This is a genomic window from Enterococcus sp. HMSC076E04, assembly GCF_001814285.1.
Taxonomy (GTDB): domain Bacteria; phylum Bacillota; class Bacilli; order Lactobacillales; family Enterococcaceae; genus Enterococcus_B; species Enterococcus_B lactis.
Genome location: NZ_KV815627.1, coordinates 48,842 through 65,316, shown reverse-complemented (window position 1 = coordinate 65,316; position 16,475 = coordinate 48,842). Strand labels below are relative to the sequence as shown.

General features: G+C 39.9%; 13 protein-coding genes. All 13 read right to left on the bottom strand.

The features are described from left to right. Positions 1–24: 24 nt before the first annotated feature. The 13 genes from HMPREF2961_RS11150 to mmsB all read right to left on the bottom strand — a co-directional run bounded on the left by HMPREF2961_RS11150 (position 25) and on the right by mmsB (position 16,475). On the bottom strand, positions 25–1,188 hold the full coding sequence (locus HMPREF2961_RS11150; RefSeq protein WP_002309450.1) for an FtsW/RodA/SpoVE family cell cycle protein: 1,164 nt from the start codon (positions 1,186–1,188) through the stop codon (positions 25–27). Positions 1,189–1,190: 2 nt separating this feature from the next. Continuing rightward, positions 1,191–1,493: an Fpa/YlaN family protein gene (locus HMPREF2961_RS11145; protein ID WP_002292202.1), complete on the bottom strand. Its 303-nt coding sequence runs from the start codon at positions 1,491–1,493 to the stop codon at positions 1,191–1,193. 112 nt (positions 1,494–1,605) lie between these two features. Next, positions 1,606–3,378 (bottom strand): DNA helicase RecQ, encoded by a 1,773-nt coding sequence (recQ, locus tag HMPREF2961_RS11140; protein WP_002315143.1) that lies wholly within the window; start codon positions 3,376–3,378, stop codon positions 1,606–1,608. Between the two features lie 259 nt (positions 3,379–3,637). Next, positions 3,638–5,467 carry a translational GTPase TypA gene (gene typA, locus HMPREF2961_RS11135; RefSeq protein ID WP_002292204.1) on the bottom strand — a complete coding sequence of 610 codons (1,830 nt, stop codon included), beginning with the start codon at positions 5,465–5,467 and terminating at the stop codon, positions 3,638–3,640. A gap of 166 nt (positions 5,468–5,633) precedes the next feature. Then, positions 5,634–6,401: an inositol monophosphatase family protein gene (locus HMPREF2961_RS11130; RefSeq protein ID WP_002315144.1), complete on the bottom strand. Its 768-nt coding sequence runs from the start codon at positions 6,399–6,401 to the stop codon at positions 5,634–5,636. Positions 6,402–6,406: 5 nt separating this feature from the next. Continuing rightward, positions 6,407–6,682 (bottom strand): UPF0223 family protein, encoded by a 276-nt coding sequence (locus tag HMPREF2961_RS11125; RefSeq protein ID WP_024635299.1) that lies wholly within the window; start codon positions 6,680–6,682, stop codon positions 6,407–6,409. A gap of 161 nt (positions 6,683–6,843) precedes the next feature. Then, entirely contained in the window at positions 6,844–8,250 is a 1,407-nt protein-coding gene (gene lpdA / locus HMPREF2961_RS11120; RefSeq protein WP_002315146.1) for a dihydrolipoyl dehydrogenase, read from the bottom strand. Between the two features lie 7 nt (positions 8,251–8,257). Continuing rightward, on the bottom strand, positions 8,258–9,901 hold the full coding sequence (locus tag HMPREF2961_RS11115) for a dihydrolipoyllysine-residue acetyltransferase (RefSeq protein ID WP_002315147.1): 1,644 nt from the start codon (positions 9,899–9,901) through the stop codon (positions 8,258–8,260). 24 nt (positions 9,902–9,925) lie between these two features. Then, a complete protein-coding gene (locus tag HMPREF2961_RS11110; protein ID WP_002292208.1) occupies positions 9,926–10,903 on the bottom strand; it encodes an alpha-ketoacid dehydrogenase subunit beta in 978 nt (325 codons plus the stop codon). A gap of 2 nt (positions 10,904–10,905) precedes the next feature. Then, complete coding sequence (gene pdhA, locus HMPREF2961_RS11105; protein ID WP_070704784.1) at positions 10,906–12,015, bottom strand: pyruvate dehydrogenase (acetyl-transferring) E1 component subunit alpha; 1,110 nt, start codon at positions 12,013–12,015, stop codon at positions 10,906–10,908. A gap of 460 nt (positions 12,016–12,475) precedes the next feature. Further along, the gene (locus HMPREF2961_RS11100; RefSeq protein WP_002292210.1) at positions 12,476–13,900 is read right to left on the bottom strand and encodes an aminotransferase-like domain-containing protein; all 1,425 of its coding nucleotides are present in this window, start codon (positions 13,898–13,900) and stop codon (positions 12,476–12,478) included. 134 nt (positions 13,901–14,034) lie between these two features. Then, positions 14,035–15,012, bottom strand: coding sequence for a GMP reductase (gene guaC, locus HMPREF2961_RS11095; RefSeq protein ID WP_002287992.1), 978 nt, complete (start codon positions 15,010–15,012; stop codon positions 14,035–14,037). A gap of 257 nt (positions 15,013–15,269) precedes the next feature. Beyond that, a complete protein-coding gene (gene mmsB, locus HMPREF2961_RS11090; protein ID WP_002315150.1) occupies positions 15,270–16,475 on the bottom strand; it encodes a multiple monosaccharide ABC transporter permease in 1,206 nt (401 codons plus the stop codon).

Genomic DNA, 16,475 nt, shown 5'->3' with positions numbered 1-16,475 from the left:
GAACCACTCCTACATCTTTTTTTATTATAAACCTAAGCTCTTGCGTTTTTCATCCGCACTAATGTTGAGGACAAAGCCGACACAGATCGAAAGCATCAGCAAACTGGATCCTCCTTGACTTAAGAATGGGAACGTGATCCCTGTCAAAGGAATGACACCAGTGATTCCTCCCAGATTGACAAACACTTGGATCAAAAACATTGCGCCGATCCCAATGCACAAAAGCGAATTGAACGGATCTCTTGAACGAATCCCTACAAGAATAATGCGCACGATCATAAAGAATAGCAACGCTAATATCAAAATCCCCATAATCACTCCGAGCTCTTCCACTACGATTGCATAGATAAAATCGGTTTGTGCTTCTTGTAAAAATCCCTTTTTCTGGATACTGTTACCTAATCCTCTGCCAAATAACCCGCCATTGAACATGGCATAGTAGCCGTTAACTAATTGATGGCCTTTATTTAATTCATCCGAGAAAGGATTTTGGTAAATAGCAAAGCGATTATAGATATACTGTAAACGTCCAGGCAAGATTTTTCCGTTTGTAATATTGATTAGCCAGATCGTAAAAGTACTTAAACAAAAACCCCCTACTCCTACAATCAAAGTATACACATAATTGACTCCGCTGGCTAAAAGCAGAACCAAAATAATCAAAAAGATAACTGCCGCATTCCCAAAATCAGGAAGAATAGCGACCAAAGCAGTCAGTCCGATAACCATTGCAAGTGGACGTTTTACAGTCCCTAGGAAATCTTTTTGCACACTGTTTTGTCTTTTAGATAAAGTCAGAGACAGATACCAGATAGAAATAATCTTTAGGTATTCGGCAGGTTGGATCGAAAATCCTGCAATTTGAAGCCAACCTTTTGCACCATTGATTTCTTTACCGAAAAACACAACGATCAGCAGCAAAATCGTCAAAACTGCGATGGCTGCCATAATCAAACGCTGGTTTTTTAAAACATCTGTTTTCATTTTGTAGAGTAGTGCGATAGCAATCAAGCTGAGCACCCAAAAAATACTTTGGTTAATGACTGATGCGGACGGATTTTGTCCGTTTTCTAATAATAGATACGACGTAGAACTATATACCATGATCAAACCCAAAACACATAAAATCAAATAGGGAATCAAGATACTATAGTCTAATAGATGCCTTTTTTTTACTTTCTTAGGCAAGTCTATTCCTCCTTGCCAACTTCTTTTTTATCATAATTTTCTTGGTAAACCTCACTGTATAACTGATTCAATTCTCGTTCCAGCTCACTTAACATCAGCTGTCCCTCGTTTTTTTCGATTACTCCTATACGAACAGCAAACCCGACTTGCTGGGAGAAACCGTACATCTGTGTATCTACCACTTCTTCGAAGGCTTTGCATTGCGAGATACAGAGACTGTTATTTTGGTTTCGGATTAATCGTTTGATCCGTTCTGCTTCATCATTTAATACTTGGATCGCAAGTTTTTTCGACAAAGAATCCATCTGTGCTTACCTCCCGTTCTAATTCCTTAATTATAACATATTTGATTTTCATAGGGAGCAAAAAAACAGATTTAACCAGTTGTTTTTATTCATTTTTACGTAATGGTCCTTCTTACTTGTCCAGAACGTTAGGATCCGTATTTTTTATCCGAGATAAAAAGGCTTCTCCGTATTTATCAAGCTTGCTTTGACCAACTCCCTTTATCTGAAGCATCTCCAGTCTGCTTGATGGACGTATTCGGCTCATTTCTTTCAAGGTGGAATCTGAAAATACGACATACGGGGGAACGCCTGCTTCTGATGCTAGATCCGTTCGAAGTTCCCGCAACACTTCAAATAGTGTATCGGTCTCTTCATCCGACAGCTGCTGGACTTTCTTGGGTTCCTTTCGATAAACAGCTTCTTGTCCTTTTAATACTTGGATCCCTCTTTCTGTTACTTTCAAGATAGGATATTCTCCATTAACGGTCAGAAGATAGCCATTCGATATCAAATATTCAATCAATTGCATCGTTTCTTTTTGCGATTGGTTTTTCATCAGTCCATAGGTAGATAAACGTTCAAACCCCAAGGCTCGCAGCTTTTGTTCTTTCGATCCTGCCAAGACTTTCATTAGCATCTGCTTGCCATAATTCTCCCCCATACGTTTCAAACAAGAAAGGACCATCTGTGCTTGTGTCGTTACTTCTACTATTTCTCTGTCATCTAAACAATTACCACAACGATTGCACGGACTGCTTGTCTCGCCAAAATAGTTTAGGATGTATTGCTGAAGACAGGATTCTATATACGCATATTCTGTCATCGCTTTTAATTTTTCATATTCTTTTTGCTTTTGCTCCTCTTCTCTTTGGGACTGCTGGATAAAAAACTTTTGGACCTGAATATCTTGAGGAGCGAAAAGCAGGATGGCTTCACTGGAAAGACCATCTCTTCCCGCACGACCAGCTTCCTGATAGTATGCTTCTAGAGAGCCAGGAATTTGATAATGGATAACAAAACGGACATTGCTTTTATTTATGCCCATGCCGAATGCATTGGTCGCTACGATTAGCTGTAAGCGATCGTATAAAAAGGCCTCTTGCATTGCCGTTCGTTCATTCTCCTTTAGGCCACCATGATATCTGCCTATAGAAAAACCAAATTTTTTAAGCAAATGATAGATTCGGTCTACTTCTTTTCTCGTCGCTGCATAAATAATGCCCGATTGATTTTTGTTGACTTTCAAATACTCGACTAGATACTGTTCTTTTTTTTGGTCTTTCACTACTTGAAAGCGGAGATTTTCCCGTTCAAAACCAGTCTGGATGTGATTGCCGTCAGGGATTTTTAAAAGTCTTTTTATGTCAGCGGCTACTTGTATAGTTGCTGTAGCTGTCAGTGCAACAATAACAGGTTGATTTGGCAGTTGATCTAGCTGTTTCGCCATTTGTAAATAACTTGGACGGAAATCATGCCCCCACTGAGAGATACAATGCGCCTCGTCAATGGCAATCATACAGACGTTCCATCGATTCATCGCTTGAATGAAATCCGGCATGATAAAACGTTCTGGAGCAATATAAAGTAAACGATACTGCTGCCTATCGATTTCTTGGAAGCGTCTAGCTGTTTCGTAACCATCTAACGAGCTATTGATAAAAGTGGCGGGTATACCTAATTGATTCGCTGCATCCACCTGATCCTTCATCAGAGAGATCAAAGGGGATACAACCACAGTAAGCCCATCTAATAGTAAAGATGGAAGCTGGTAACAGATTGATTTCCCACTGCCGGTAGGCATGATCCCTAATACATTTTCCTGATCAATGACTTTCTGAATAATTTCTTTTTGACCAGGTCTAAACTCATCATAACCAAAGTATTGTTTTAATAAGTCGTTCATCTTCCCGCTCCTTTCCCTTGCCATTTTACTTCGGTTTTCTCCGAAGGACAAGTTGATCCCTCTTGTGAAACATACGCACGATATGAAACAAAATCACACCAGATTCAAGTTCTTTAAAAGTCTTTTAAATGTCTTTTGGCGTATTTTCTGAATTTAAGTCCATTGACAAAGATGACTTCTCCACAGAAATAAGTTGGACAAAAAAAGAAACCAGCTATTTTTTATAACAAGCTGGTTTCTCTCTTCATCCTTTTACAGATTATTTTTTCTTTTTAGATGCTTTTTCACGAGCATTTTTCTCTAAAATTTGTTTTCTCAAGCGAATGCTTTCTGGTGTTACTTCGCAATATTCATCATCATTCAAGAATTCCAAAGATTCTTCCAACGTCAATTGTTTTGGTTTTTTGATGACAGATGTTTGGTCTTTAGTAGCAGACCGTACGTTTGTCATTTGTTTTGCTTTTGTGATGTTGACAGTCAAATCATTATCACGGCTGTTTTCTCCGATAATCATTCCTTCATATACTTCTGTACCTGGTTCTACGAAGACTGTACCGCGTTCTTCGATACTCATGATAGAATAGGTCGTTGCTTTTCCGGTATCGATCGAAACAAGCGCACCTTGGTGACGTCCACCGATTTGACCAGGAAGCATTGGCAAGTATTGATCAAAAGTATGGTTCATGATTCCGTAACCGCGTGTCATTGAAAGGAATTCAGTTGAATAACCGATCAAACCGCGGGCAGGTGTCAAGAATGTCAAACGGATTTGTCCGTTTCCTGTATGGACCATATCTTGCATTTCACCTTTACGTAAGCTCAAGGATTCGATGACACTACCCATGTATTCTTCTGGTGTATCGATTTGTACGCGTTCAAACGGTTCGCATTTTACACCGTCGATTTCTTTTTCAATAACTTCTGGACGAGATACTTGCAATTCGTATCCTTCACGACGCATGTTTTCAATCAAGATAGACAAATGCAATTCTCCACGACCAGAAACAGTCCAAGCATCTGGAGAGTTTGTTGGTTCAACTCGCAAAGATACATCTGTTTGAAGTTCTGCCATCAAACGTTCTTCAATTTTACGAGCAGTTACGTATTTCCCTTCTCGACCGGCAAATGGTGAATTATTAACTAAGAAAGTCATTTGCAATGTTGGTTCGTCAATGTGAAGGATAGGTAACGCATCTTGATGATCCACAGGAGTAACTGTTTCACCGACAAAGATGTCTTCCATACCTGAGACAGCAATCAAGTCTCCAGCTTTTGCTTCTTGAATCTCTAGACGTTTTAGTCCAAAGAAACCAAATAATTTCGTTACACGGAATTTCTTAACTGTTCCGTCTAATTTAATTAATGCTACTTGGTCGCCTACTTTGATTGTTCCTCTAAATACACGTCCGATTCCGATACGACCTACATAATCGTTGTAGTCAAGTAATGAAACTTGGAATTGTAATGGTTCGTCGCTATTATCGACAGGAGCAGGAATTTTTTCAATAATCGTGTCAAAAATAGGTGCCATTGTTGGTTCTTGATCTGCTGGGTCGTCTGATAAGCTTGACGTACCATTCAGTGCAGACGCATAAATCACAGGAAAGTCTAATTGATCATCATCTGCTCCCAATTCGATGAATAGTTCAAGAACTTCATCTACAACATGCTCAGGACGAGCAGAAGGTTTGTCAATCTTGTTTACGACAACGATTGGTGTGATATGTTGTTCCAATGCTTTTTTCAATACAAAACGTGTTTGAGGCATTGTTCCTTCATACGCATCTACGACCAACACAACGCCGTCAACCATTTTCATGATCCGTTCTACTTCGCCACCAAAGTCCGCGTGTCCTGGAGTATCCATGATGTTTACGCGAATTCCTTTATAGTCTACAGCTGTGTTTTTGGCTAAAATCGTGATACCACGTTCTTTTTCTAGCGCATTTGAGTCCATCGCACGTTCTTGCAATTGCGTATGTGCGTCTAATGTATCTGATTGTTTTAATAGTTCATCAACTAATGTTGTTTTTCCGTGGTCAACGTGGGCAATAATTGCGACGTTACGGATATCGTTTCTATAATTCAATGTAACTAACTCCTTTTTTATTGGTTCTTTATGACAGGGCAAATTTTACTCGACTGCTAATTATAGCAGACTTTTTTCATGAAATATAGTAAAATGTTTTCATTTTTTCGAGAAAATTAATCTTTTGCCCGTTTTTATCATTTTTGTGAATGATTTCTACCTTTTTTTAGCCTTCTTTTTTCAAAAGGTCTGCGATTTCTGCATATGCACAAGGAGTCCCTGCTAAATAGTATTCCCTTCTATCAAAGGTCAATGGAGTGCCAAAAAGACCGCTTGTTACCATACCAAACTCTTCCAATAAAACATTTCCCGCTGCATAATCCCAAGGGCTGAGGTTCGAAATGTAAGCAATATGGTTTCCTTTCAAGATTGCGGCTAGTTCAAGCCCTGCACACCCGTACATACGTGTTCCCATGCTGCTTTCCGCAATCTCTCGGATTCCATATTTATTATGACCGAAAAGATAGCTATTCACACCAAGTAAGCCTTCTGATAAAGATTTATTTGCTGGTCTAGGCATTGGTTTATCATTTTTATAGACACCTATTCCTTTTCCACCCCAAAAAAGCTCATTTCTCATGACGTCATAAATGAAACCAAGTTTTCCAACACCGGATTCATAAACAGCGAGCATGATACAAAAATTTTCCCCTTCAATCACGAAATTCAATGTGCCATCAATAGGATCAATGATAAAGACTCTTCCATCGAGATCTGCTAGTTGATTACACCCTTCTTCTTCTGCCAATATTTTCGCCTCTGGATCATAGGAATGGATTTTTTCGATTAGAAAATTCTGGATGTTTCGGTCGACATTTGTCACTAGATCCGTTCGATTTGATTTTTGCGAGATCGTTAATGTTTGTTGAGAAGATTTGATTTTCTCACCAGCTTCTTCTAGCCAGGATTTGATATGATCAATCATCTGTTCCATTTATCTCACCCGTTCATTCTCAAATTTTTGTTTGGATTTTTTTTTGCTTGCTGCACTGTTCGATATAAGGAGTACCCGGAAGCTTTTTCAAATTCCCGTCCCAACCGTTTTTCTTCTCCGATGGATTTGACAACTGTTTTGAACTGCTGATAGGTCTTCAAAAAAGCTTCATTGTTTATCCCTTTTTCATTCGCACGTTCCAGATCTTCCCACATCTTCATTACAATGACCATTTCATCTGTTGTCCAGTCTAAATCAAGTGGATACTGATATTCTTGCATCTTCAACTCTCCTATTTCATATTCTTCTTTAGTGTAGCATAGGAGACGGTAATAAACCAAGAAGTAGTCGTATTATTAAGTTTACATAATTAAATTATTGATAATAAAAAAGAAAAAAACGCAACCAATTTCTCAGTTGCGTTTCGCCTGTATTATTCAAATCAAATATGGATTGGCAAGCCTAATGCTAATTCCGAAGCATCCATGACGATTTCGCCAAGAGATGGATGCGGATGAATCGTCAAGGCGATATCTTCAGCGTTCATTCCTGATTCGATTGCTAAAGCTAATTCAGAAACCATATCGCTTGCACCGACTCCCCCGATTTGTGCACCAATCAGCACGTTATCTTCGATCGTCGTAACTAGACGGATGAATCCTTCTGTTTTACCAAGCGATAATGCCCGACCGTTCCCTGAAAATGGGAATTTATATGCTTTTGCTTCGATACCAGCATCTTTTGCTTCTTTGATCGTCATACCTACAGAAGCCAATTCAGGATCAGTGAAGGCTACTGCCGGCATTGCTTTATAATCTACAGCTACTTTTTTGCCAGAGATTGCTTCAGCAGCGATTTTTGCTTCATAACTGGCTTTGTGTGCTAATGCCGCCCCTGGAACGATATCACCGATGGCATAGATATTAGGTACGTTCGTACGTCCTTGTTTATCTACCGTAATCAATCCTCGTTCTCCTACTTCGACTCCTGCTTGTTCTAAGCCCATATCATCCGTATTCGGACGACGACCTACAGTGACCATCACATAATCAGCAGTAACGGATTCTTCTTTCCCGTCCACTGCATATTTCACTGTCACGCTGTCACCGTTATCGACTGCTTCTTTCGCCATTGCATTCGTTACGACTGTTACACCTTTTTTCTTGAAATCATCTTCTACTAATTTTACTAGATCTTTTTCGTAAGTTGGTAAAATTTGTGGTGAACCTTCAAGGATCGTTACTTCTGCTCCTAAGTTTGCGTACGCTCCGCCCAATTCGGCACCAATCACACCGCCACCGATGATCACAAATTTCTTAGGTACTTCTTTCAATGCTAATCCGCCAGTAGAATCTAACACACGTCCTCCGAATTTAAATCCTGGAATCTCGATAGGACGGGAACCTGTTGCGATGATTGCGTTATTGAACGAATAAGTTTGAGCTGAATCTGGATGGATGACGCGTAGTGTGTGATCATCTACGAAGAACGCTTCTCCTTCGATTGTTTCAACCTTATGTTTTTTTAATAGGAAACTAACACCAGAAGTCAACGTATGGACAACTTTGTTTTCTTTCCATTCTTGTGTTTTCGCAAAATCTAGTTTGACATTTTCACTAGTTACTCCAAACATTTCAGAATCTAGTGACTCTTGATAATGGTGTCCTGCAGCTATCAGTGCTTTTGAAGGAATACAGCCGACATTCAAACAAACACCGCCAATATACTCTCTTTCAATGATTGCTACTTTTTGTCCCATTTCAGCAGCGCGGATGGCAGCTACATAGCCACCAGGTCCCGCACCGATTACAACTGTATCTAATTCTACAGCAAAATCTCCAACTACCATTTGTTTATCATCCTTCCATCATTAATAGCTCTGGATCAGCTAAAAGACGTTTGATATTATTCATTGCTTGTTGCGCAGTTGCTCCATCTACGATACGGTGATCGAAACTTAATGACAGTTTCATCACACGACCGACAACGATTTCGCCTTCAGCATTTACGATTGGTTGTTGTGCAATCGTTCCTACACCTAAAATAGCTACTTCTGGATAGTTGATGACTGGTGTAAACCAACCGCCACCTACAGATCCGATATTGCTGATCGTAATCGTTCCATTGCGCATATCTTCTGCAGATAGTTTGCCGTCATGAGCTAATTTTGCTTTCTCATTGATTTCGTCTGCAATAGCAAACATTCCTTTGCGGTCTGCATCTTTCACATTTGGTACATATAGTCCGTGATCCGTATCAGTTGCAATACCGATATTGTAGTAATGTTTATAAACGATTTCTTGGTTTGCATCGTCGATAGATGCATTCAATACTGGGTATTTCTTAACAGTCGCTGTTAAAGCTTTCACGACATATGGCAAGAAAGTAAGTTTCGTACCATTTGCAGCAGCAACTTCTTTAAATCGTTTCCGATTATCCCATAGTTTAGACACTTCTACTTCATCATGCAATGTCACGTGTGGAGCTGTATGCTTACTGTTGACCATTGCTTTAGCAATAGCTTTACGTGTTGGTGTCATTGCTACACGTTCTTCCAAGTCTCCTAAGTTGGACTTGAATGGTTTTGCTGGTGCAGATGGTTTGCTTTCTGCTGCAGGAGCTGCTTCTTTCGGCGCTGCCGCTTCTGGCGCTTCTGATTTCGCTGGTGCACTGCTTGGACCACCTGTCAAGAAGTTTTCGATGTCCTCTTTTGTTACTCTGCCACCTTTTCCAGTTGCAGTTACTTGTGAGATATCTACATCTTTTTCGCGGGCAAATTGACGAACAGATGGCATAGCCAATACACGTTTATTTGGATCGGCAGCTTCAACGACACTTGCTGAACCTGATGTTTCTACTTTTTCTTTTGGTGCTTCAGCTGATGGCGCACTAGTTGATGGTGCACCATTGTGTCCAGGAGCATCGATTTCTACTAACACGTCCCCAACATTTGCTATTGTTCCTTCTGGGACAATCACGTTTTTAACTGTCCCGGTTACAGGTGACGGGATTTCTTCTACTGATTTGTCGTTTTGAACTTCTAATAATGTATCATCTTCATTAATCGTATCTCCTGGTTTGACGAACCATTTGACGATTTCACCTTCTGCAATTCCTTCACCGATATCCGGTAACTTGAATTGGAAGACTCCTTCGCTTGACGATCCAGCTGATCCTGTATCAACAGTTGGTTCAGCAGCCGGGTTAGCTGGAGTTTGGGATTCTGCGGCTACACCACTGTCCCCTTCATTGTCTTCATGTCCTGGTGCATCGATTTCTACCAATACATCCCCAACATTTGCTACTGTACCTTCTGGAACAATGACATTTTTAACCGTTCCTGTTACAGGTGAGGGGATTTCTTCTACTGATTTGTCGTTTTGAACTTCTAATAATGTATCATCTTCATTAATCGTATCTCCTGGTTTGACGAACCATTTGACGATTTCACCTTCTGCAATTCCTTCACCGATATCCGGCAATTTAAATTGATAAGCCATGACTTTGTTTCGTCCCTTCTTTTCTTAAAATTCCGCGATTTCTTTTACTTTGTCTTCGATATCTTTTGCGTTTGGTAACCAAACATTTTCTGCTTGTCCAAACGGGAAGACTGTATCAGGTGCAGAAACTCGTCCGATTGGGGCTTCTAATGAAAGGATAGCGCGTTCTGAGATCTCAGAAACTACTTGCGCAGCAACACCCGCTTGTCGTTGCGCTTCTTGGACAACGACTACGCGACCTGTTTTTTCCACGGATTGAATGATCGTTTCTACATCTAATGGCGCAACTGTACGAAGATCAATGATTTCAACAGAGATATTTTCTTTTGCAAGATTGTCTGCTGCTTTGATTGCTTCACGCACCATTGCCCCGTATGTGATAACAGATACATCTGTTCCTTCACGAGTAACTGCTGCTTTGTCCAAAGGAACTTCGTAAGCTTCATCCGGCACTTCTTCTCGGAATGAGCGATATAGTTTCATGTGTTCTAGGAAAACAACTGGATCGTTACTTCTAATAGAAGAAATCAATAGTCCTTTTGCATCGTAAGGGTTTGATGGGATCACTACTCGAATACCAGGAGACTGGGCAATCAAACCTTCTAAATTATCTGAATGCAGTTCTGGTGTATGAACACCGCCACCAAATGGTGAACGAATCGTGATTGGTAGATTTCTAGTACCGCTCATTCGGTATCTTGTACGAGCCATTTGAGCTACTACTTCATCCATTGCTTCGAAAATAAAACCAAAAAATTGGATTTCAGGAACTGGACGAAATCCTTCCAACGCAAGTCCGAAACTCAACCCTGCGATTCCAGATTCAGCTAAAGGAGTATCGAATACTCGGTCTTCTCCGAATTTTTCCTGCAATCCTTCAGTTGCCCGGAAAACTCCTCCGTTTTTCCCAACATCTTCACCAAAAACAACGACATTCTCGTCATTTTCTAGTTCAAGTGCTAAGGCATCGGTGATTGCTTGGATCATTGTTTTTTGTGCCATGATTATTTCGACTCCTTCGCTTCATAAATTGCAATTTGTTCTTTGATTGATTGTGGAGATACTTCGAACATGTTTTTCAAGAAATCTGAAACCTTTTGTTTTGGAACTTTGTCGGCTTCTGCGATAGCTGCTTTGATTTCTTCTTTAGTTGCTTCAATCACTTGTTCTTCTTTTTCTTCAGACCAAAGTCCTTTTTCCGTCAGATATTTACGGAAGCGGATCAATGGATCTTTTTTCTGCCATTCGTCATCTGTGTCTTTTGTACGGTAGCGGGTTGGATCGTCCCCAGATAGTGTATGTGGTCCGTAACGATAAGTCAGTGTTTCAATTAGGACTGGTCCATTTCCGCTGATTGCCCATTCCCGTGCCATTTTAGATACAGTATATACTGCAAGCGGATCCATTCCATCGACTTGAATTCCTGGAATCCCAGCTGCGACAGCTTTTTGTGCAAGTGTTTTTGCTGCGGTTTGTTTTTCACGAGGTGTAGAGATCGCATACCCATTATTTTGGATATAAAATACAGCATTTGCATGGTAAGCACCAGCGAAATTGATTGCTTCGTAAAAATCACCTTGTGATGAACCGCCATCACCAGTATAAGTGAAGACAACATTTTTCTTGTTGCGTTTCTTCAAACCTAATGCAACACCGGCTGCTTGTACATATTGTGCACCGATGATGATTTGTGGTGGTAGAGCTTTCAATTCTTCCGGATAAGAATTACCTGCAGCATGTCCTCTAGACCATAAAAATGCTTGTGATAAAGGTAAGCCGTGTTTTACTAATTGAGGGACATCTCGATAACCTGGAAGAAGAACATCTTCTTTATCAAATGCATACGCACTGGCCAGCTGACTTGCCTCTTGTCCGGCAGTTGGTGCAAAAAAGCCTAGGCGTCCTTGGCGGTTCAGCGCTGTGGAACGTTGGTCTAATACACGAGACCATACCATGTGAGTCATTAATTCAACGAGTTCATCATCGGATAAATCAGGTACTAAATCTTTGTTAACTATGTTTCCATCTTGATCAAGTGCTTGATATACTGGGAAATCTGCATTGACTTCATCTAGCAGTGCTTGGAAGTCGATCGGTGCTTTTTTGTTTGCCATTTGTCACACATTCCTCTCTCATCTATAAGAAAATCTCTTCATTCTGCGATTGAAACAGCGAATAAAACTGTATCACTATTTAACCGTCTTCATTAATAAATTATCATGGATTTATGAGAAATACAAGCTAAAAGCACAAATTTTCACGATGAAAGGAAATTATGCCAATCCGCATATTAACAGTATTAGTGAATATAATCACAATAAGGAAAGCGTTTTATATTTAGACTGTGTTTTTTCTATTTTCTAATCAAACTTATAATGATCTGTTTCTATTTAGAAACGCTGGTGTTATACAGTTTTGCTACAACTATTTATTTTCTTAAGACATCGTGAACGGTTGTACAAAAAGTGCTTTTTTCCCTAATACTTTGTCTCGTCTTCTTTTTAAGAAAAAAAAGAAACAGCCGGAAATTTAAATCCCAGCTGTTATATTCTTTAATCTTTTTACTTTGTGAAATTATTCTGTTAACCACTGTTCTAAAATTTTCATCTTTGAATAAAACAACGATATGTTGGCTTCATCTAGACGACTGTAATTGATTCTGATTCCATTTATATCTTGCCCAAAAAGTAGACTTGGTGCGATTCCTAGACCCATATCTACTACTTTTTCTGCTAGTTGGGGGTCCAGCTTTTTTCCATCCCAAGTGATCCAAGCATAATAACCACCTAGAATCGAATGAAGCTTGAAAAACGATTGAGACTCCGCCCAAATACTTATCAGTTGGCTTTTTTCTTTCAATTTTTTTCTTACATCCAACATTTTCAAATCAATTGCTTCATCAAATACATTAGCGGCCGTGATTTGTGTAAGGATGTTCATCGGAAACTCCATCATTTCTTGCGCTTTAGCGAGTTGCAAGATAAAGGTCTCTGGTCCGATCAACCAACCGATTTTCGTTGTTTTTCCTAAAATCCTAGATAACGAACCGACATATAATACATTATCCGGATCAATCGTCCGTATAGGAAGAACTTCATCTTGCTTTAGAAATGAAAGGTCCGTAAATACATCGTCTTCAATAATCGGAAGCCGATACTGCCGACACAATTCTACTAGCTTTTCTCGTCGCTTTTGACTCATCACCTTTCCTGTAGGGTTTTGAAAATTCGGGTTGATAAGCACTGCTTTCAATTTATTTTTATGGATCGATTCTTTCAGTTTTTCTAAGTCGATCCCTTCTTCATCCATCGGTATCCCAAATAAACGCGTTCCTGAAGCTTTGAAAAGAGGTAATCGGTAAAAAAAAGAAGGTGACTCTACAGCTATCCCCTCTCCAGCAGAAAGAATCGTTTGTAAGATCAAAAAGATTGCTTGCTGGCCACCACCAGTCACCAGAAGCTGGTTTAGGGAAAAGGTCAGTTCAAATTTACTTTCCAAATACCGTTTGATTTTGTTACGTAACGGAGTATAGCCTAAAAGATCCATTTCTTTTTCTTCCGCTAAGATTTCTTCAAGAGAATAAGAAGGAAACTCAAAATTCGGCAAAAGCTCATTTGGCATCTCACTCGCATATAAGTCAAGGAACAATGTTTTTTGGCTCTGCTTTGCTTCTTTTATTTTTTGCTCATACCAATCCGTCTGTTCATAGCGAGGTGAGATCATTTGTCGCCAATCGATTCTTGGAACGGCGAATTTCCCCCATTCAGTCTGATTGACGAACCAACCGCTACCACGTTTACTTGTTAATACGCCAAGCTCTCTAAGTTCTTCCAATGCATGAACAACGGTGGAACGATTTACACCAAAAAATTGCCCTAGTTTTCGTTCCGATTCAAGTTGATCTCCAGGATTGATTCTTCCACTTTCGATTTCTCTCATGATCTGTTCCATGATTTGACGATAAATCGGTCCTTGTTTTTTCTCTACTTTTTCCCACATAGTCCTCTCTTTTCTGTTGTCCATTCTTTCTATTGATTTTACCGAATTTACGAGAAAAAAGAAAAGCTTTTTTTGCAAAACATAAAAAACGGAAGGTTCTGTTATGAACCTTCCGCTGATATTTTGCTCATTATTTAGATCGTATCTCCGTTAAAAATCGAATTTTTCACGATGACATAATCAACTTTCCGAATGGCTTCCAGATCTCTTCCTCCAGCATACGAAATAGATGATTGAAGGTCTTGTTGCATTTCCACTAGTGTATCTTTCAAAGATCCTTTATGTTGGATCCAGATTTTCTTTCCTTCAACATTTCGTTTTTCACCTTTTTGGAATTCTGAAGCAGAACCAAAGTATTCTTTATATACAATTCCGTTTTCGACTTTTGTTTCGCCAGGAGATTCCTCGTGACCGGCAAACAATGAGCCAATCATAACCATTGTCGCTCCAAAACGGACAGATTTTGCAATATCGCCATGTGTTCTGATCCCACCGTCAGCGATGATCGGCTTGCGAGCTGCTTTCGCACACCATCTAAGAGCGGCCAGTTGCCAGCCTCCAGTTCCAAAGCCTGTCTTGATTTTTGTAATACATACTTTTCCTGGACCAATCCCGACTTTTGTTGCATCTGCGCCCGCATTTTCCAATTCACGGACGGCTTCCGGTGTACCAACATTACCGGCAATCACAAAAGTTTCAGGCAAATATTTTTTAATATGCTGAATCATATCAATAACTGAGTTAGCATGTCCATGCGCGATGTCGATAGTGATATAATCAGGATTTAGCGATTCTTCTGCCAACTTCTCTATAAAGGAATATTCCTCTTTCTTGACACCAACACTGATCGAGGTAATCAATCCGCGCTTTTTCATTTTTTTGATAAACGGAATTCGAGCTGCTTCATCAAACCGATGCATGATATAGAAATAACCATTTTCCGCTAAGAATTCTGCAATCGTTTCATCAATAATCGTCTGCATGTTGGCAGGCACTACTGGCATTTTGAATGTATGTTTACCTAATGTGACCGTTGTATCACATTCAGAACGGCTATTTACGATACATTTATTAGGAATTAATTGAATATCTTCGTAATCAAATACTTTCATTACATTATCCTCCTGATGTTCACATCCAGCAAAACACGAACATTATTAATTTAATCAAGGCTTTTTTTAGCGCCCTATGTAATTTAACTCAATTAAGCGAAAAAATCAAGAGCAAAAAGAGAATTTATACGAATGGTAAAAAAACATACATTATTTTTAGTCTAAACAAACGAAGCAATGAATGTTCGCTTTTAGCGAAAAAAAGACTGTGACAAACGTCTTGTCACAGTCTTTTTTTCTGAATAAACGGTGTTCTCCTACGCTGTCCGTTTTTTCTTGTTATACAAGTCTAATACAACGGCTAAAAGCAAGATCAACCCTTTGATTGCCTGCTGCCAATCTACCCCAACGCCTAAAATCGACATGCCATTGTTCAATACACCCATGACCAAGCCACCGACAATCGCACCCATAATCGTTCCGATGCCGCCTGATGTCGAAGCACCGCCAAAATATACTGCCGCCATCGCATCTAGTTCCATCGAAGTACCCGCTTGAGGTGTCGCCGCATTTAACCGAGCAGCTAAAACTAATCCAGCTAAAGCTGCCATGACTCCCATGTTGACGAAAACCCAGAACGTGATCCGCTTTGTTTTGATTCCTGATAGTTCAGCCGCTTTTCGATTTCCGCCCGTCGCATAAATCTGGCGACCTACTACTGTTTTATTTGTCAAAAACCCATATGCTGCGACGATCAAACCGAGAATGATCAAAATGATCGGATATCCTTGATAAGAGGCAAAGATATAAGTTATCCCTAGTACAACGACTGCTGTAAATACCGCCTTTACCAAGAAAGCTGCTGGAGATTCCACTTCAAATAAATGATTTTTCCGACGATTTCTTGTTCGCCATTGTCCAACAACTAACACGATGGTGATGATCATTCCTAAAATCAATGTCAAGAAGTGAAGGTTGCTTCCTTTGCTTAAGTCTGGTAAATAACCCGTAGACATTTTTTGGAAAACAGCTGGAAAAGGTGCTAGAGATTGGCCTCCTAGAACAACTTGTGTCAGTCCACGAAACATCAGCAATCCTGCTAAAGTCACGATAAACGCCGGTATCCCAGCATAAGCTACCCAAAAACCTTGCCATGCGCCGATCAGCCCGCCTACTGCAAGACAAGCGATGACTGTCACCCACGGGTTCATTTGGCGATTGACCATCATCATGCCCGCAATTGCACCAACAAACGCCATCACTGACCCTACCGACAAATCCACATGACCTAAGAGCACAACTAATAACATCCCTGCAGCTAGTACTAATATATGACTATTTTGCAAAACAAGGTTAGTTATATTCAACGGACGCCAGAAAATACCATCCGTCATCAATTGAAACGCAATAAGTAGTCCCGCTAAAATGATCACCATGCTGTAGCGACCAAAAAGATCAGCTGCTCTACTTTTCAAATTTAGTTTTTTCTCTTTTTTATCCGTAAGATTTTTTGCTTGTTCCAA